Source organism: Ardenticatenales bacterium (assembly GCA_020634515.1).
In the GTDB taxonomy this organism is placed as follows: Bacteria; Chloroflexota; Anaerolineae; order Promineifilales; family Promineifilaceae; genus JAGVTM01.
In genome coordinates, this window is record JACKBL010000006.1 from 33,190 (window position 1) to 50,692 (window position 17,503).

The 17,503-nt window shown below is 61.6% G+C and carries 10 protein-coding genes and 1 other RNA gene; 6 read left to right on the top strand and 5 right to left on the bottom strand.

Features of this window, described 5'->3' with window-relative positions; all coding sequences use genetic code 11:
* Positions 1-20: 20 nt before the first annotated feature.
* The 4 genes from H6650_16070 to H6650_16085 all read right to left on the bottom strand — a co-directional run bounded on the left by H6650_16070 (position 21) and on the right by H6650_16085 (position 8,301).
* Positions 21-2,519 carry a hypothetical protein gene (locus H6650_16070; protein ID MCB8953524.1) on the bottom strand — a complete coding sequence of 833 codons (2,499 nt, stop codon included), beginning with the start codon at positions 2,517-2,519 and terminating at the stop codon, positions 21-23.
* A gap of 250 nt (positions 2,520-2,769) precedes the next feature.
* On the bottom strand, positions 2,770-5,313 hold the full coding sequence (locus H6650_16075) for a hypothetical protein (protein ID MCB8953525.1): 2,544 nt from the start codon (positions 5,311-5,313) through the stop codon (positions 2,770-2,772).
* A gap of 182 nt (positions 5,314-5,495) precedes the next feature.
* Positions 5,496-7,922, bottom strand: a complete 2,427-nt coding sequence (locus H6650_16080) for a hypothetical protein (protein ID MCB8953526.1) — start codon at positions 7,920-7,922, stop codon at positions 5,496-5,498.
* Positions 7,923-8,163: 241 nt separating this feature from the next.
* The gene (locus H6650_16085) at positions 8,164-8,301 is read right to left on the bottom strand and encodes a hypothetical protein (protein ID MCB8953527.1); all 138 of its coding nucleotides are present in this window, start codon (positions 8,299-8,301) and stop codon (positions 8,164-8,166) included.
* Between the two features lie 56 nt (positions 8,302-8,357).
* Between H6650_16085 and gcvT the strand changes: the two genes are divergently transcribed.
* The 6 genes from gcvT to rsmA all read left to right on the top strand — a co-directional run bounded on the left by gcvT (position 8,358) and on the right by rsmA (position 15,452).
* Positions 8,358-11,528 carry a glycine cleavage system aminomethyltransferase GcvT gene (gene gcvT / locus H6650_16090; GenBank protein MCB8953528.1) on the top strand — a complete coding sequence of 1,057 codons (3,171 nt, stop codon included), beginning with the start codon at positions 8,358-8,360 and terminating at the stop codon, positions 11,526-11,528.
* Between the two features lie 6 nt (positions 11,529-11,534).
* Complete coding sequence (locus H6650_16095) at positions 11,535-12,212, top strand: rhomboid family intramembrane serine protease (GenBank protein ID MCB8953529.1); 678 nt, start codon at positions 11,535-11,537, stop codon at positions 12,210-12,212.
* A 60-nt stretch (positions 12,213-12,272) separates the two neighbouring features.
* Positions 12,273-12,779 carry a phosphoribosyltransferase gene (locus tag H6650_16100; protein MCB8953530.1) on the top strand — a complete coding sequence of 169 codons (507 nt, stop codon included), beginning with the start codon at positions 12,273-12,275 and terminating at the stop codon, positions 12,777-12,779.
* 68 nt (positions 12,780-12,847) lie between these two features.
* An RNA gene (gene ffs, locus H6650_16105) (signal recognition particle sRNA small type) lies at positions 12,848-12,947 on the top strand.
* 112 nt (positions 12,948-13,059) lie between these two features.
* Positions 13,060-14,547 carry a DUF348 domain-containing protein gene (locus tag H6650_16110; protein ID MCB8953531.1) on the top strand — a complete coding sequence of 496 codons (1,488 nt, stop codon included), beginning with the start codon at positions 13,060-13,062 and terminating at the stop codon, positions 14,545-14,547.
* 86 nt (positions 14,548-14,633) lie between these two features.
* Positions 14,634-15,452 carry a ribosomal RNA small subunit methyltransferase A gene (rsmA, locus tag H6650_16115; protein ID MCB8953532.1) on the top strand — a complete coding sequence of 273 codons (819 nt, stop codon included), beginning with the start codon at positions 14,634-14,636 and terminating at the stop codon, positions 15,450-15,452.
* 344 nt (positions 15,453-15,796) lie between these two features.
* On the opposite strand, the gene H6650_16120 is transcribed toward rsmA, so the two are convergent.
* Positions 15,797-17,320 (bottom strand): acetyl-CoA carboxylase biotin carboxylase subunit, encoded by a 1,524-nt coding sequence (locus H6650_16120; GenBank protein ID MCB8953533.1) that lies wholly within the window; start codon positions 17,318-17,320, stop codon positions 15,797-15,799.
* Positions 17,321-17,503 lie beyond the last annotated feature (183 nt).

Below are 17,503 nucleotides of genomic sequence, written 5' to 3' on the forward strand. Positions count from 1 at the left end.
TGGGTTGCCCATTCTCGTTCTCATTGTTGCCAGGCCATGTCCACGCATTGATCAGCCCCAGGCATGAACAGGCGCTCGTAATTGTAAGCGGGAGCCACCGTCGTCAAGCGGCGGTCGTGGTACACCGCCAGCCAGTTACCGTCACCGGACCAATCATACGCCACGGATTCCCCACTGGCGATCCGTTTTCCCTCATCGGCCGCGTCCGTCAGATCATACAGCCACAAGGAGGTCGCGGGTTGGCTCTCGCGGTTTCCCGCCAGCATGGTCAGCCAGCGGCCATCCGGCGAAATTCGTATTGGCGGGAAATCGTACACGGCCAGGCCCTGGGAACCGACAACGGTTGTCGTTTGCGTGTCGGTATCCAGACGGAAAATGGCCGCCGGCTGGTAAGAACCGAGCATGGAACTGATGTTGGTCACGAAGATGAGGTCGCGGGGTGTGTTGGGCAGCGATTCGAGGTAGATGATCTGGCCGACGTCGTTGTTGGCGGGGATGTCCGGCAGCAGGCGGGCATACTCGCCGGCGGAGATGAGCAGGCGGCTTTCGCCGGTGGTCAGGGAGTAGCTGTACAGGTCGGAGGTGTTTGACGTGGGGGTGGATGCCGGCATTGTATAAACATACGTCTCATTATCCAACCAGGCAAACGCCAGGGCGAGCGCGTCAATCTTGCCCGGTGGCGTGGCGCGGCGGTTTAGTCCCTGCGCGTCCCCCAGACTGATCGCGCCATCCATGCCCATCAGCAGCGTGCGCCGGCCATCCGGCGACCAGAACGGCCAGCCACCGATGGACGTCGCCGCGCACCCATTTTCATTACACTCGTCCATGTCCAGCAAAACGATGTAGGGCATTTCACTATCCTGGCGACCAAAAATCGCCAGCGCCAGATAGCGTCGGTGGGGATCATATTTTGCCAGAAAGGCATAACTCCCTTGCGCATCGGCATACAGCCGCCGTAGCGTCTGCCCATCCCACTGCGCCACTTCCATGAGATTCGACCCGATGGCCGCCTCGCCAGACACCTGCAAGATAATGTCGCGCCGGTCCGGGCTTGTCGCCAAAATCTGATAACCGGCGCGCCCCTCCAGCGAGCGCGATACACTATCCCGCGTCAGATCATAGCGAACCACGACCTGGCTTAGCCGCTCCGGGCAAATGAGGGAGATGGCCTCTTCTGACAGCGGCAGCGGCGGATCGGCCTGCGCCGGTTGCGCCTGCGCGAACAGGAAGTGATACCAGTCGCTGTTCTGCCTGGTGCTGGATTGCGTCGTGAGCACCTGCGCGCCGGACCCCAATTGCTGTGAGACCCACACGGCCAGGCTGTCTTCCCGCGACTCTTGCCCGAAAGACGCCCACGGCGTTACTTCCGGGTACAGATCGCGCAAAAAGGCCGCCAGGGCCGCCGCCTCCGTGACAGGCAGTTCGTCGCTCTCCATTTCCTGGGGCGGAAGATTGCGGGTGGCTTGCAGGCGGCGCAGGATGTCGGTCAGACCCATGTCCTCCTGTAGAAGTTGCGCGTAGTCATCAGTCGTGAGCAAAGCCGGGCGCAAATCAAGCTGATGGAGGGCCTGATTGAGCAAGGCGAAATGGAGCGCGGGCAGCGTGCAGCAGTCGTAGTCGGCGATCTGGTTCATGGCCGCGCTGAGGATGCGCGCGGCGTAGGCGCGGCGCACCGCCTGGTAGCTCTCCTCGTCTACGGGGATGCCCAACAATGTGGGGCTGGGCAGCAGGAGTTGGGTATTGGCGCGCAGGCCAATCATGGCCGCCGGGGGGCTGATCAGGGTGTGGGGACTGCGGCTGAGGGAGATGTCAATGCGCAGGTTTTCGCAGGGCGTTGGGGGCTGGGGGAAGTTTTCCTGGCAAAATCGTTCCACATCCGCTTCCCAGTCAGTTGCCAGCCGTTGTGCCCACGATTCATCCCGCGCGGGATAGCGCAGATTAAGGTAGTGCCATGTCGTCTGCTTTTCCGTCCCCCAGAACGCCTCGTCGGGCGGGGACAACAACCAGATGTCGCCGCGGCGGAACACGTCTATCTGCGTCAAAGTGACGATTTGCTCGCGGCCATCGGGCAGGCGCGCCCGCAGCGGCTGCCGCGAAGTGACCGTGGCCGCGTTCAGGTCGGGCGACAGGGAGATGTCTACAATTTCCGGGTCGGTGGCGGTGGCCATGTCCCACTGGGCGCGCCCCCCGACTTGATTAGCGGCAAGCAGACGCATCTGCCCTTCGGTCCAACTGGGGTCGCGCCCGGAAAGCAGGCTGAGAAACAACTCGCGGTCGGCTCGCGTGCCGGCATCGCGCATCAGGTGGAAGGCGGCGGTCACTTCCGCGCGCACGGCGTCCGTGGCCCCGGTGACGCGGGTGGTCAATTGCTGGTAGATGACGAGCGATCCCGCCGTCAAAATGGCCACAACCAGCAGCGCCAGCGGCCACGCGCGCCATTTCGATGGCGTGGATGGTGGCGGCGGCGCGGCGGGTTGGTCCCAGCTTCCATCGTCCTCGGTTTGCCAGTGAAAAGTCATGATTTTTGTTTCGAAGAGCAGGTTGTGGCGCGTTTTGCGCCCGGATGTCCAGAAATAACCGGCGGTCGCGCGTGGGTGGTTGGGAAGCGCGCCCATCGTAGCCCGATTTTCCCAAATCGGGTGGGCGATTGGAAAACGCGCCCATCGTAGCCCGATTTTCCCAAATCGGGTGGGCGATTGGGAAAACCGCCCATCGTAGCCCGATTTTCCCAAATCGGGTGGGCGATTTGGAAAATCGCCCTACAGGGGACTAGGGGTTGAGCCAGGCGACGCGGCTGCAATTGGCGACGCCCGTGAGCAGAATGTGCGCGTAGTTGTAGGCGGGCGCGGTCAGCAGCAGGGTGGTCCCGCCCGCTTTCACGAGCCAGTTGCCGTCGGCGGACCAGTCGAAGGTGTCATCCGCGTACCAGGCGCTGATGGGCAGGCTAAATTGGCGGCCCTGGCGCGGATCATACCAGGTTACTTCTGCTTCCTCCTGGTTGCTGGCGTAGGTGATGAATGCCAGCCAGCGACCATCGGGCGTGAAGTGGAACTGGTTGGGTGCGGCGGCCAGATCGCGGGTGAGGGTGAGGAGCAGCGTGGCCGTGCCCGTTTGCCGGTCCACGGCGGCGATATAGCTGGGTTCGTCGAAGCGGGCTAAAGGTTGGGGCGCGAAGCCGACGATGAGCCGGTCAGGGTCGGCGGGGGCAGCGCCGAGGAAGTAGGAACGCACATAGGCGTAGTCTGGCGCGCCAACGAGTTGGAGGAAGGCGGTGGCGGGGATCAGGGGGTGTGTTTCGCCGCTGCCGGCATTTTGCAGCATGATTAGCTCGTCGTAGGCATTGTTGTTGGGGCGGGAAACGTAGGCGAAAGTGTCGCTGTCCAACCAGGCGATGGCCGAGGCGGCAACCGGATAGGCCGCGGAAATTTCCTCTTCCGTGCCGGCATCTGACTGCCCCAGTCGCAGGCGGTGGTCGGGCAGGTAGACGAGGTAGTGGCGGCCATCGGGGGACCAGATGGGCGTGCCGCCGAGGGAGGCGGTGGCGCAGCCGGCGGCGTCGCAGCGGGTCAGGTCGAGGAGACGGCGGCTGCCGGGCGTGTCATTGAGGGTGTAGTAGTTGTAGAGCGCGGCATAGTGGCCCCCGGGGGCGATGGATTCGAGGGAATAGCCGGCATTTTCTCCCGATTCAAAGACCGTTTGCCAGACACCCCCCTGCCATCGCAACCATTGTGAGGGGAACTGCATCGAATCTTCTCCCTCCACGTATGCCTGGCTCCTCGCCGGAATCTGTAGGCGTGTCAGGAGCAGGCCGCTGTCGTCCGGCAATGCCTCGAAAGAGAGGAAGACGTCGCTGCTCTGCGGCCGCATGGTTTGTTGGTCCAGGTCGTAGCGGTAGAGCGCGTAGGGGAAGTTAACTTGCGCTCGCACGTCCGCGGCGGGGAGCAGATCGGGGGTGCAGAGCAGGGCCAGCGCCTGGTTGGGCCAGGGGATGGGCGGTTGCGCCTGTTGCAGGTTGGCGCGCGTCAGCAGGTGTTGCAGCCAGGCGTTTTCGATGCCGGCATTGCCGTCAGCCGCGCTATCATTCTCGTCGAATTCAGGAAACACGCTGCGCACCATGTGGGCGAGCGTGTTGTTGAAGAGGATGGCGGGGTAGAGGTCCGTGCCGGCATTTCCCTCCGAACCGGCCGATAAGAGAAAGTCCAGCAGCAGCAGCGCCTGCTTGTAAGTGGTTTCATCACTGCTGAAAAAAGCGCCGTGGCTCCACTGCCAGGAGAGGGCGTTGACGAGTTGGCCGAAGCCGAGGTTGGCGTAGAGAGCCTGGCGGTAGTCTGCCTGGGTGAGGGGAGGGGGCGTCAACCCCATTTGCTGCCGCTGCAAATCCAGCAAGGCGCGATAAAAGAGGCTGCGTTCGCAGCAGGTGTAGTTGATGATGGTGCTGACGGCGACGCCATAGAGGCGACTGGCGTAGGCGCGGTAGATCGCCTGGTAGCCGGTTTCGTCCGCCGGAATGCCGACGAGGCTGGGGGCGGGCAGCGTGACGCTGTCAGCGGCGTCCAGCCAGAGGCGGTCACGATTGAGTTGCAGGAGGGAGTTGGGAGATGGGTCGAGGAGGAGTTGCAGGTGGAAGGCGGGGGGGCAGAGGGTAAAATGCCGGCACAAATCCGCCAAAAACGCCTGCAAATCCCCCGCCAGCCGCTCGCCCCACACCGCCTCCGTCAACGGATAATGCACCGTCACCAGCGGCTGCGCCGACTGTGCCCACGCCCGGTCCGCTCCCCCTTGCGGTGGAACGAGCAGCCACCGCTCGTTCCCCTGCCCGTAATACATTGTTTGTCGCAGTTGCACCGTTTGCGTCACGCCATTCGCCGTCTGCGTGACGAACGTGCGTGTGTACGTCACGGCGGCCTCCCGCAAATCGGGCGACAAGGTGATCTCCGGCTCCGGTGACGTGGACGCGGCCAGGTCGAGGCCCAGCGGGGCGCGGTTTTGCAGCAAATCCGCCGCAAACAAGGCCTGCTGCGCATCCGCCCAGAATGGATCGCGCCCGGAAAGAAGGCCGTGAAACAGTTCCAGGTCGTTGCGCGCTATGGCCTGTTGGAGCAACCGGGCGCTGGCGCGTACATCTTGCGTGATCAGGCCGCTGGTTTCGTTGATGCGAGAGGTGGCCTGGCGGTAAGCCAGCAGCCCACCCGCGCCGATCAGCGTGAGGAGCAGCAGCAAAGGCCAGATGTGGCGGCGTGGTGTCTGTTCCTGTGCGGGATCAGGCGCGCCGTCCCAATTCTCGTTGTCTTCCGTCTGCCAAGAGAAGGTCATGGGCGTGGTTGGTGGACAGTGGGCGGCAGGATGCGTGCCGCTCGTTTACAGTTGTTCGTGTTTCGCAATTACCCGGCCCGTTGCCTGAGCCTGTCGAAGGCAACATCGGCGCCGAGTCGAAGGCAACATCGGCTCCGATAGGCTCAGCCTACGAGAGGGTTCGCCGTTGCCGTTTTTCGTGACTACCTGACCCAGACGGCAGTGTTGCAGAAGTCCAGGTCGGGCACAAGCACCTGTTGGTAGTCGAAAGCAGGTGCGTAAAGGGCCAGGTAATGGGTTTCGCCGCGCGCGAGCCAGTAGCCATCCGCGGACCAGTCGAAGCTGTCCGCGACGCTGGCGTCGGAGGGCGTGAAGTGGCGCAGTGGTCGTCCTTGTGGCAGGTCGTAGATGACGAGGTGGGTTGTATCATCTTGTTGCGCCAGTGCCAGCCAGTTGCCGGCAGGGCTGAACTTCGCGTCCGTCACCTGGGCATAAGCACCGGGCAGCAGCGACACCGCCTTGCTGCGTCGTTCCACCAACAGCAAGATGTGCCGGGACTCATCCGTGGCCTGGCGCAAATCGAGCAGCAGATACGCGCCATTCGCGTTGTCTACCCACAATCCGGCGGGTTCCCACGCGGCGGTGGCGGCGTCACCCGGTAGCAGGCTTAACCACGTCTCCGGCTCCAGCCACGGCTGTGGTTGTGGCGTGTCTACCGTGCCCAGGTAGATGCGCGGCTGTGGCGTATCGCGTCCCATCTCCAGGCGAATGTAACCGAACGTCTGCGCATCCAGCCAGAAAGGCAGCAGTCCTGTGCCCGCGTCCGCCAGGGGGTGCAGGTCGCCATCGGTGAGGGTGAGCGCGTGTTCGGTGCTGCTCTGGCGACGGTTCCACGGTTGATTGCTCCAGAGCGCGTGCGCCCCGTCTGGGGACCAGAGGGCGAAGCGGTTGTTGTTGAACAGGGTGAGTGAGCAGGTGTCGGCGGCACAAGCGGCAGGGGCGACGCGGCCAGTGTCCAGGAAGCGCAGTTCGTTATCGAAGATGGAAAGCAGCAGGTCGTTGCCGGCATTTCCCGCAAAGAACAACATCGGGGAGGGGGGGAGTTGCGGCAGGGCGATAGGGCGCAGCGGTTGGCCCGCCTGCCAGAGGGAGAGGAGATTGCTGCTGCCCGTTTGCAGGAGGAGCAGGTTGTCGTCATCGGTGGTGGGCGCGGCGATGAGGCGGGGCGCTCCCAATGTCTGCGCGGTGGTGACGGCGCGCGTGGCCGGATCGAAGGCGTAGAGGTCCTGGCGAAAGTTGTCAATGCTGGCGGTGCAGAGGCGGTAGACGGCTTCATCTGGCCAGGGAATGGGAGGTGTGTCCGGGGTGCGGGTCTGGCGCTGCAAGAAGCGGAACCAGTCTTGCGTGATGGCTCTGTTGTTGGGGAGCAGGGTGAAGAGCCAGAAGCTAAACGGGTTGTCGATAACGGTCATTTCGCGCAGGAGGTGGGCTTCGGAGACGTCCGGTCTGGCGTCGAGGATGAAGGCGATGAGGGCGTAGGCGCGTTCGATGTTGGGGATCTGGTCGGCATCTGGGGTGTTGTTGGACCAGAGATCGCCGCCGTTGAGGGGCGTAGAGGAGTGGTCGAGAATGCCGGCATAATCCCTTTCCGTCAAGCGCCACGGTTTCAACCCCAGCCGATGCAAGAGATGGTCGCGGATGGCGAAATAGTAGGCGGCGTGCGCGCAGCAAGTGTAGCCCGTGGCCCGGCTGAAGGCCGCGGTGATGATCGCGTTGGCGTAGCCGCGCAGCAGCGCCTGGTAGGCGGCTTCGTCCACCGGCTCCCCCACGAGCGAGGGCGCGGGCAACGTCATGTCCAACCCTTGCCGCGACACCCATTCCGGCTGCGTCAGGTTCGCCAGCAGTTGCGCGTCCGCCACGAAGGTGACGCGCACGTTTAGGGGGCAATCGAGATGGGCGTCGAGCGCGCAAACAGCGATCAGCTTACGGTCTAAATCGGGTCCCAGCCGTTCCGTCGTGGGGGCGTCGGCGGTGGTGTAGCGCAGGGTGAGATGCTGCCCTTCGTAGGTGGCGGGATCGGTGGCGGGCGGTGGTTCGGGCGCGGACAGAAGCCAGTGGGTCGCGCCCTGGCGGTATGTTTCTACATGGCGCAGACGGACGGTTTCCGTTTGCTGGCGACCGATGTCGATGGCGTAGGATTCTTCCAGGAGGACGGTGGCTTGCAGCAGGTCGGGGGAGAGGGTGGTGGTGATAATACGGCCGTGTTTGGGGAGCCAGGTGAGGCCGAGTCCGGCGCGCTCGCGGTAAGCGCCGCCGCGGAACCATGTTTGTTGCTGGTTGGCCCAATCCAGGTCGTGCCCGGAGAGGAGGTTGACGAATAGTTCGACGTCGTTTTGGGCGACGGCGCGGCGCAGGACGGCGACGCTGGTGCTGACGTCGTTGGTGATGGCGGCGCTGACGTTGTCTACGCGCTGGTTGATCTGGCGGCGGACGAGGAGTGTGGTGAGGAGGAGGGCGGGGAGGATAAATGCCGGCACAAACCACCACCGTGACCACCGCGACCGCGCAACCGGTGCCGGTGTGGCTGTTTCATCCCAATTTTCTTCTTCCGTTTGCCATTCAAATGACATAACAAGGGTTTCCGCGTGATCGGCGACTTCGTGGACGGTTTAAGTATAACCAACGGTTGCCCATATCACCCGCCGATTCCTGGACTATTCAGCTACGTCTAAGGCCGGCGAATCTTGAAGGTCTCGCAGACCTTGAAGGTCTGGTACAGGTTTCGCCTCCATCACTAGCAACGATTCCGATTCCTGTTACAATTTGGCAGTGGTCTCACCATGACCATGACCATGACCATCCGCACGTTTCCTAATTTCCCAAATGATAGCGGTGCGCCTGATTCAGGTTGTCATCTGATCCAGAACCGCCGCCAATATGTGCCCGCGCCTGCCCTGGCCGCGCTTCACGCATCTTGATCGTCAGATGGCGAGCATCTTCCGTTCCCATTTTGTCGCGTACGCGCTGCCGGCACTACCGACCTTATAGACAGGAGTATGCCCGACATGCCCACAGATTTCCTTTTTCAGGGTGGAATAGCCGATCTTGATCCCGCTTTAACGGAATTGGTGCAGCGTGAAGCGCAGCGCCAACGCGACACCGTCATCCTCATCCCCTCGGAGAGCATTGCCCCGCCCGCCGTGCTGGACGCCCTGGTCACGCCCTTCGCCAACATCTACGCAGAAGGGTATCCGCGTGAGGAGAGTCGTCGCCAGACGGAGGCGGAAATCCTGGATTATGACATGGAGATGGCTCTCTATCGTCGGCAGGGCGATCCGCGCTATTACAAAGGCGTGGAGTACGCCGACCTGCTGGAGGCGCTCGCCCGTCGCCGCGCGGCGGAATTGTTTGCCGCCAATGGCGTCGGCGCGGACAACCTGTATGTGAACGTACAGCCACTCAGCGGCGGCCCCGCCAACAGCGCCATCTACACGGCGCTGTTGCAGCCGGGAGAGACCATCATGGGGCTGAATCTGAACGACGGTGGGCATCTGTCGCATGGTTCGAAGGTCAATCGCTCCGGTCAGGTTTACAACAGCGTGCCCTATTTTGTGGATAAGGACACGGAACTGCTCGATTACGACGCCATCGAAGCGCAGGTGCTGGCCGTGAAACCGAAGATCATTGTTGCCGGCTACTCCGCGTATCCTGCGATTGTTGACTGGCAGCGTTTCCGGGCTATTGCCGATAAGGTGGGCGCGTATCTTTCCGCCGACATCAGCCACATTTCCGGGTTGGTGGTGGCGGGGGTGCATCCCAGTCCGGTGGGCGTGGCGGATGTGGTGATGACGACGACGCACAAGAGCCTGTGCGGTCCACGTGGGGCGATGATCATTACGCATCGCGCGGACCTGGCGAAGAAGTTGGACCGCGCCGTTTTTCCCGGCGAGCAAGGTGGGCCGCATCTGAACACGATTGCGGCGCTGGCGGTGGCCCTGCGGCTGGCGGGGACGGAGCAGTTCCGGCAGTTGCAGCAGCGTATTGCGCGTAATGCGCGCCGTCTCTCCGAGCAGTTGGAGGCGCGTGGGCTGCGATTGGTGGGCGGCGTTTCCGAAAATCATTTGCTGATGATCGATGCCAAGAGTATTGACCGGGATGGTGCGTATTTGTCGGGGGATATGGCGGCGCGGATTTTGGATATTGCCGGCATTGTCACCAACCGCAACACCATTCCCAGTGACACCAGCGCCTTCTCCGCCACCGGCGTGCGCCTGGGAACCGTCTGGATCAGCCAACTTGGCTACGGCGACGCCGAAATCGACAAACTCGCCGAAGCCATTGCCACCGCCTTGCACGGTTGCGTCCCCTTCACTTATAGTGGTCCCGGAGGAAAAACCCTGCGACGCGCCAAAATCGAGTACGCCGCCTTGCAACGCGCACGCGAACTGGTGCGTGAACTGACCCAGGGCGACGCCGCCGCGACGGGGAGTGGTTCTTTTATCGCCGAAGCGCTGCAAACCGCCGCCGACCTTGTCCATGACCTCAAAGATGTCGTCAGCGGGGAAGCCGCGTTAGACACCGTGGAAGTGCGAGGCGAAGACGCGGTGGCCTTTCTCAACCTGGCGCTGGCTTCCAACGTGGCCGCGCTCGCCGATGGGGAGTCGCAGGCCAGCCGCTGGTACGCTCCCACGGGCGACGTGGCGGCGACGGTCCATCGCCAAACCGTGAGCCATTTCTTCGTCCGCTTTGCCGATGCGGATACGGCGGAAATGGCCGCCACCTATTTTCGTGATCTGTCCGATGGGTTTGTGCAATTTGGCGATGTATACGCCAAGTTGCCCGGTCCCGTAGCCGTAAAGCGGGTGATGGCGATGAAGCAGATGCCGGCACCCAATCCCCACGCGGACGCCGTTGCCGGCAGCAAACCCTACTTCGTCGGGTGTGAAGCGCTTGCCGGAGATGCGGCGCTGCCGCCCTTTACCTGGCGCGAGCCGGAGGATGCTCCTCTACGCACCACCAGCCTGCACCAGACCCACCGCGACATGGGCGCGCGCATGGTCCCCTTTGGGGGGTGGGATATGCCGGTCTGGTACACCAGCGTTAGCGAGGAACACGCCGCTGTCCGTCAGACGGCGGGCCTGTTTGATGTCAGCCATATGGGCGTGTTGGAGGCCAGTGGCCCGTATGCCGCCGAGTTCCTGAACATGGTGACCACCAACGACATCAATACGCTGTCGGTCGGCCAATCCCACTACACCTATCTGCTGTTTCCCGATGGCAGTGTGGTTGATGATTTGCTCGTCTACCGGCGCGGCCCGCAAAAATACATGCTGGTCGTGAATGCCTCCAATAACGACAAGGACTGGGCCTGGCTGACCGCCGTCAACGAGGGTCGGGTGATGCTGGACCCCAAACGCCCCTGGGTGAAGGTGCAGCGCCCCTGCGTGCTGCGTGACCTGCGCGACCCGCGTTGGGGGGATGAGTGCCGCGTGGACATTGCGTTGCAAGGTCCGCGGTCCATGGATATTCTCCTGGCGCTTGTTGATGACCGCGAGCTGGCGGCGCGCGTGAAGAAACTGCCCTGGGCCGGGCTGATGGAAGGTCGCGTGGGCGGCTTTGATATTGTCATCTCGCGCACGGGGTACACAGGCGAGCGGGTTGCTTACGAGCTTTTTGTACACCCGGATATGGCCCCCGCCTTCTGGCAGGCGCTACTGGCCGCGGGCGAGCTGTTTGGCATCAAGCCGTGCGGCCTGGCGGCGCGAGATAGTACGCGCACGGAGGCGGGATTGCCCCTGTACGGGCATGAGCTGGCGGGACCGCTGGGATTGAATCCCGGCGACGCGGGTTTCGCCAGTTATGTAAAACTATGGAAACCGTTTTTCATTGGACGGGAGGCATTTATCGCGCATGAGCAGGCACGGGAGCGGGTGGTCGCGCGCTTCCGCATGAATGATAAGGCGGTGCGGCGACCGGAGTTGGGCGATCCCGTGTTGGATCGGCGCGGCAAAGTCGTGGGTACGGTCACAAGCTGCGCGATTGACGTGGACGGGTATCTGTTGGGGCAGGCTGTTTTGCCTTTGGCGCTGACGCAGGCGGATACGCCGCTCTCGATTTACCAGTTGGGTGGCGGCGAGCGCGGCTTGCAGATACCCAAGAGCATGAAGCTGGGGGCGCGTCTGCCGCGACCGGATGATGTTACGGTGTTGACGCGCTTCCCGTCGCGGAAGAAGTAGGGGAAGATGATCCCTCTGCGGGATGCGAACCCGACACGCCAGGTTCCGGTCGTGACGTTGACGTTGATTGTGATCAACGTGGCGGTGTGGCTGTGGGAACTGACGATGCAGGTGCAGGGGCAGTTGAATGCGTTTGTGATGACGTGGGCGGTTGTGCCGGCACAATTGCTGCAAAATCCCCTGGCGGAACTGCCCACGTTGTTGACGGCGATGTTTCTGCATGGCAGTTGGGGACACCTGCTGGGCAATATGCTCTACTTGTGGATTTTTGGTGATAACATAGAGGATCAGTTGGGGCGTTCCCGTTTTCTGCTCTTCTATTTTCTCACGGGATTGGCGGCGACAATGACGCAGACGTTGATCGATCCGAATTCTACTTTGCCGAATGTGGGTGCAAGTGGGGCAATTGCCGGCATTATGGGCGGCTACCTCCTCCTTTTCCCCTCCGCCCGCATCCTCACCCTCGTCGGCTACTTCTTCGTGCGCGTGCCCGCCGTCCTGGTTCTCATTTTCTGGTTTGGCATCCAACTTTTCGGTGGGTTTGGCAGCCTGAATGGCTGGCAGCAAGACGGCGGCGTTGCTTTCTTCGCGCACATTGGTGGCTTTGTTGCCGGCATAATCTTGATACGCCTGTTCATCCCACGTCGCGGACGAACAGACTACGACCAGTTGCCCCCGTTCTAGGGCGCAGTCCCCGACGCCTGGCAACTGACAATGAACAACTGACACGACTCGGAGTTGCGGATGGAACGAGAAGTTCTTACCTGGTCTGATGTAGACCGCTTGATTGATTACCTCACCCCCCAGTTTCATGGGCGTTTTGACTCGATGGTCATTATCACGCGCGGCGGCATCGTCCCCGGCGGCATGTTAGCCGAGGCGCTCAATATCACCTACATCCTCACCGCCTCAGTGCGTTTTCCCGCCGACTTTCCCGGTCTGCCTATTGATCCCAAACTGGAGCGACATGCCCTGCCTGAGTTCCTGCAATTTCCTGACGCGGACCTGCTGCGCGACCGGCGCATTCTCGTCGTCGATGATGTGTGGACGCGCGGACGTAACATCGTCACTGTTTCCAGCCGCATTGATGCGGCGGGCGGTTATCCGGAAACCTGCGTACTCCACTACAAGCCCGCCTACTCCCTCTACCCTGGACTGACGCCGGATTACTATGCGGCGGTGACGAATCGTTACGTCATCTATCCGTGGGAAATTGATCGTGGCCCGGAAGTGTTGGGGGTGTGGAATTAGTGGTATTTGACCACGCGCGGCACTTTTGTTACTATTTGCTCCCTGTATGTGCCCATGGGGCCGGCGATGATTGGGTCCCTGGCGGCGAATCGCTGCCGAATCGTGTCAGGTCCGGAAGGAAGCAGCACTAAGGCGGATGCTTCGGGTGATCAGGACTACCTGGTCGTCGTCGGTCTCATGGGCGCATACCTTGCTTCTCTTTTGGGAGGAGTTCCCCACGGGTGACAAGTCCGTAACGTCAAACGTCAATGGTCGTCCGAACAGGGTAGCGTTCTCATGAATGACCCCTATCCGCTCGATAAATGCCGGCATTGTCTCTCCCCGCACCATGATTAAATTCCCGCGAATGGCGAAATGGATAATCCTGATCGGTGTCGCATTGCTGCTGGTGCTGGCGGGCGTAGGCTACCTGTGGGCGCAAGACGCAGCCCGCGAAACCTATACGGTTTACGTTTCCACGCCTCTGCAAGAGGCGGAAGCGCAAATGGTGACGGGCAAGTTTGACACCGTGGCCGCCGTGCTGGCGGATGCGCGCATTCCCCTGCGTCCCGCAGACCTTGTCCAGCCCTCGCCAGATTCCGCGCCCGATCCCGCCATGGCCATCCAGGTGCGGCAAGCCCTCTCCGTTACCCTGCGCACGGACGATGGCCCGCAACAATACTGGACCCACCAACCCACGGCGGGCGCATTCCTCAACGAAATCCACCAGACTGTCCAGCGTACGGACCGCCTGTTTGCCGATAACGCCCTGCTGCCGTTTAGCGCCCTGGCACGGACGCCCCTGCCGCGCCGGTTGGACCTGCGCCATTTCCTCACCGTGACCATTGTGGACGGAGCAAAGGAACTGGTTGTGCGCACGGGCGCGCAAACCGTGGGGCAGGCTTTGCGGGAAGCCGACATCACCATCTACGCCGCCGATGGCGTGACGCCGCCGTTGGGCGATTGGCTCACGCCGGACGCCATCATCACCGTCCGCCGCTCCATGCCCCTGACCATTCTCGTCGATGGGCGCACTATCCAGACCCGCAGCCACCACAACAACGTGCTGGACGTGTTGGCCGAAGCGGGCATTGGCCTCGTCGGCGAGGATTTGACGCGCCCTGGCCCGGAGCAACTCCTCCAATCCGGCCAGATCATCGAAGTTGTCCGTGTCACAGCCGATTACCGCGTGATGGACCAGCCGATTCCTTACGAGACGTTGTGGCAGGCTACGGATCGGTATGAGATTGACAACACGGGCTTGCTGCAAGCCGGCGCGCCTGGCATTTTGCGCCAACGAGTGCGGGTGCGGTATGAAAATGGCGTGGAGGTGAGCCAGACGCCGGACGGGGAGTGGGTGGCGTTGGCCCCCGTGCCGGAAATCATCGGCTATGGCACGCAGATTGTCGTGCGCGTGCTGGATACGCCTGATGGTCCCCTGGCATATTGGCGCAAGGTGCGTATGCGCGTCACGTCCTACACGGAAGCAACTTCGGGCAAGACGCCTGATCATCCCGCATATGGCATCACGGCAAGCGGTTTGCCGGCAGGCACGGGCATTGTGGCTATTGATCGCAGCATCGTGCCGTGGAAATCCTACGTCTATGTCGAAGGGTATGGCGTCGGCCTGGCCGCGGACACCGGCGGCGGCGTCAAGGGGCGCTGGATCGATTTGGGTTACGACGTGGACGGCTATGTTTCCTGGTACGGCTACACCGACGTATACTACCTCACCCCCGTTCCTCCTCCCGAGCAAATCAACTTTTTGATACCTTCCTGGCTGCCGTAGAAGGGGTCAGTAAGTCGTGGCGAGTGGTCAGACGCGGTTTGTACGGCCATCGTTCTTTGTTGGACGATGCCGGTTGGCGGTTGGCAATGGATCATCCCAAGCACATCCTGGAGCAACATCATATTGAGGCCAAGAAGAGTCTAGGCCAGAATTTTCTTTTCGACGAGAATGTTCTGGCGCAGATTGCGGCAGCGGCGGACCTGGCGACTGCCGATCAGGTGTTGGAGATTGGCCCCGGGTTGGGGCATTTGACGCAGCACCTGGCGACGCGGGCGGGGCGGGTGGTGGCCGTGGAACTAGACGGGCGTTTGATTCCGTTGCTGCGGATGGCGTTTTCCCGTTCTCCCCAGGTGGAACTGGTTCATGGGGATGTGTTGGAATTGAATCCGGCGGCGTATTTTGGGGATGCGTCCTACAAGGTGGTGGCCAATGTGCCGTATTACATTACGGGAGGGATTTTGCGCCATTTGTTGACGAGTCGGCCGCGCCCGTCGCTGCTGGTGATGACGGTGCAGCAGGAGGTGGCGCGGCGATTGACGGCGCAGGCGGGGGATATGAGCTTGCTGGCGGTGAGTGTGCGGGTGTTTGGCGTGCCGCGGATTGTGACGCAGGTGAAGGCGGGGGCGTTTTGGCCGCGGCCCAAGGTGGATTCGGCGGTTGTGCGTGTGGACTTTTCGCGGGGGGATGGTTTGGAGGGGGTGGATGAGGCGTTGTTTTTCCGCGTGGCGCGGGCGGGGTTTAGCCAGAAGCGGAAGCAGTTGAAGAATAATCTGACGCAGTTGGGGTTGTCGAATGAGGCGGTGGCGCGGGTGTTGGGAGATGCCGGCATTGACGGAACCCGCCGCGCCCAAACCCTATCCATTGCTGAGTGGGTGGCCCTCACGCGCGCTGTGGCTCGGCCTTAAAAAGGCTATGGCGTCGCTGCTACAAAGCAGTGACGCCATAGAAAGGAGAACAGAAGGTTCATCATTCAATTTATCACTTATCCATAAGGGCAAGGTGAGTCGGATATTAGGCGCGACAAAGAAAGAACGCGCCGGGCGCAAAAAAGTAGCGTTGACCGGGGGGAGGAGTCCGATCAACGCTATTGGGAGAACAGAAAGTCAACCCAAGGTTAACCGGGCGTCATTAAGATGTCCGTTAAGGACTGACGATAAAGTACGGAATGGCATCGTCAGTCTGCAGGAACGGCAAGGAAACAACTCCGTCGTCTTATCTAATTTCCGTTCCTAAGATTTGGCGTTTGTTGTCAGGCGTTGTTGCGCCAGCCGTTTATCAAGGTCCAGGGATCAGGCGTGGCCGGTTCCACGCCGCCATTGTCGGCGGTGGCGTACCGGCTGCCGCCTTGCAGTGCCTCGTGCATGGCCAGGGCCAGCCACACTTCATCATCGGGTGTGGGTGCGTGCCGCCAGTCCGGCATATGCTCGGCGAGGAAGTTTGTCAGTGTAAGACCCTGGATGAAGACTGGATGCTGCAAAATTGCCAGCAGGTAGGGGATGTTTGTGGTCACGCCGAGAATGACGGTTTCACGCAGGGCGCGCACCATTTTGCGAATCGCTTCGGGGCGATCCGCGCCCCAGGTGATGATTTTCGCCAGCATGGGATCGTAGTAAGGTGTGACGGCAGTTGTGTCGGCAATGCCGGCATCCACGCGCACACCCGGACCGCTCGGAGGCCGAAAGAACTTAATCTCGCCAATGGACGGCAGAAACTGATTGGCCGGGTCCTCGGCATAGATGCGGCACTCCAGCGCGTGCCCCCGTTGGCGTAGGTCCGCCTGGGTGAAGTTGAGCGGTTCGCCCGCGGCAATGCGAATCTGCCAGGCGGCCAGGTCCAGCCCGGAAACGGATTCGGTGACGGGATGCTCAACTTGCAGTCGCGTATTCATTTCGAGGAGGTAGAAATTGCCGGCACTATCCACCACAAATTCCACCGTTCCCGCGCTTTCGTACTGCACCGCCCGCGCCAGCGCCAGCGCCGCCTCCGTCATCTTCTGCCGCAGTTTGCGCGTCACCACGGGCGACGGACTTTCCTCCACAATCTTCTGGTGGCGGCGTTGGATCGAGCATTCACGTTCAAACAAATGCACCAGATTGCCATGTGCATCCCCCAATACCTGCACCTCGATGTGATGAATCTCCGTGAAGTACTTCTCCAGCAGCACATGATCATCGCCAAAGGCTGACTTTGCCTCGCTGCGCGCCGCCCGCAAGTCATTCATAAACGTCTCCGGCGACCACACCACGCGCATCCCCTTGCCGCCCCCACCCGCGCTCGCCTTCACCAGCACGGGGAAGCCAATAATGTGTGCCGCCGACAACAACTCCTCATCCGACTTGTGGATGCCCAGCGCGCCCACACCGTCTACGCCGGGAATGACGGGAACGCCCGCCTGCTGCGCCACGGCCCGCGCCGTGGCCTTGCTACCCATGACGCGGATCGCTTCCGCCGAGGGACCAATGAACTTGATGCCCCGCTCGCGGCACAGCGCCGCAAAATCCCCGTTCTCGCTCAAAAAACCGTAGCCGGGATGGATCGCTTCCGCGCCGGCCACTTCCGCCACACGCAGAATCGCCTCCTGGTTCAAATACGTGTCCGCCGCCGAAACGCCCGGCAGCAAATACCCTTCGTCCGCCAGCCGCGTCCACGGCGCGCCCGCGTCCGGTTCGGAAAAAACGGCCACCGTACGCACGCCCAATTCCTGGCAAGCGCGGAAAATACGCACACTGATCTCACCCCGATTCGCAACAAGAATTTTCTTAAACATGCTCACACCAGATGATTTGACCGACCTACATAACCTTCCTGAAAGCGCAATTGCAGGTCGAAAAGCGGTTGTCGTTCACGTTACGGCAGTAGAACAGCCTGCGGGAAGACTATTTGTAACTATTCACATCTCCGAGAGATTGGACCAATTTTGTAGACATCAATAAGATTCAACCAGAGCAAATTGGTC

Excerpts from the sequence above, each read along its gene's own strand:
- H6650_16070 (MCB8953524.1), bottom strand. The coding sequence starts at position 2,519 with ATGACTTTTCACTGGCAAACCGAGGACGATGGAAGCTGGGACCAACCC.
- H6650_16075 (MCB8953525.1), bottom strand. The coding sequence starts at position 5,313 with ATGACCTTCTCTTGGCAGACGGAAGACAACGAGAATTGGGACGGCGCG.
- H6650_16080 (MCB8953526.1), bottom strand. The coding sequence starts at position 7,922 with ATGTCATTTGAATGGCAAACGGAAGAAGAAAATTGGGATGAAACAGCC.
- H6650_16085 (MCB8953527.1), bottom strand. The coding sequence starts at position 8,301 with ATGGGAACGGAAGATGCTCGCCATCTGACGATCAAGATGCGTGAAGCG.
- gcvT (MCB8953528.1), top strand. The coding sequence starts at position 8,358 with ATGCCCACAGATTTCCTTTTTCAGGGTGGAATAGCCGATCTTGATCCC.
- H6650_16095 (MCB8953529.1), top strand. The coding sequence starts at position 11,535 with ATGATCCCTCTGCGGGATGCGAACCCGACACGCCAGGTTCCGGTCGTG.
- H6650_16100 (MCB8953530.1), top strand. The coding sequence starts at position 12,273 with ATGGAACGAGAAGTTCTTACCTGGTCTGATGTAGACCGCTTGATTGAT.
- H6650_16110 (MCB8953531.1), top strand. The coding sequence starts at position 13,060 with ATGACCCCTATCCGCTCGATAAATGCCGGCATTGTCTCTCCCCGCACC.
- rsmA (MCB8953532.1), top strand. The coding sequence starts at position 14,634 with ATGGATCATCCCAAGCACATCCTGGAGCAACATCATATTGAGGCCAAG.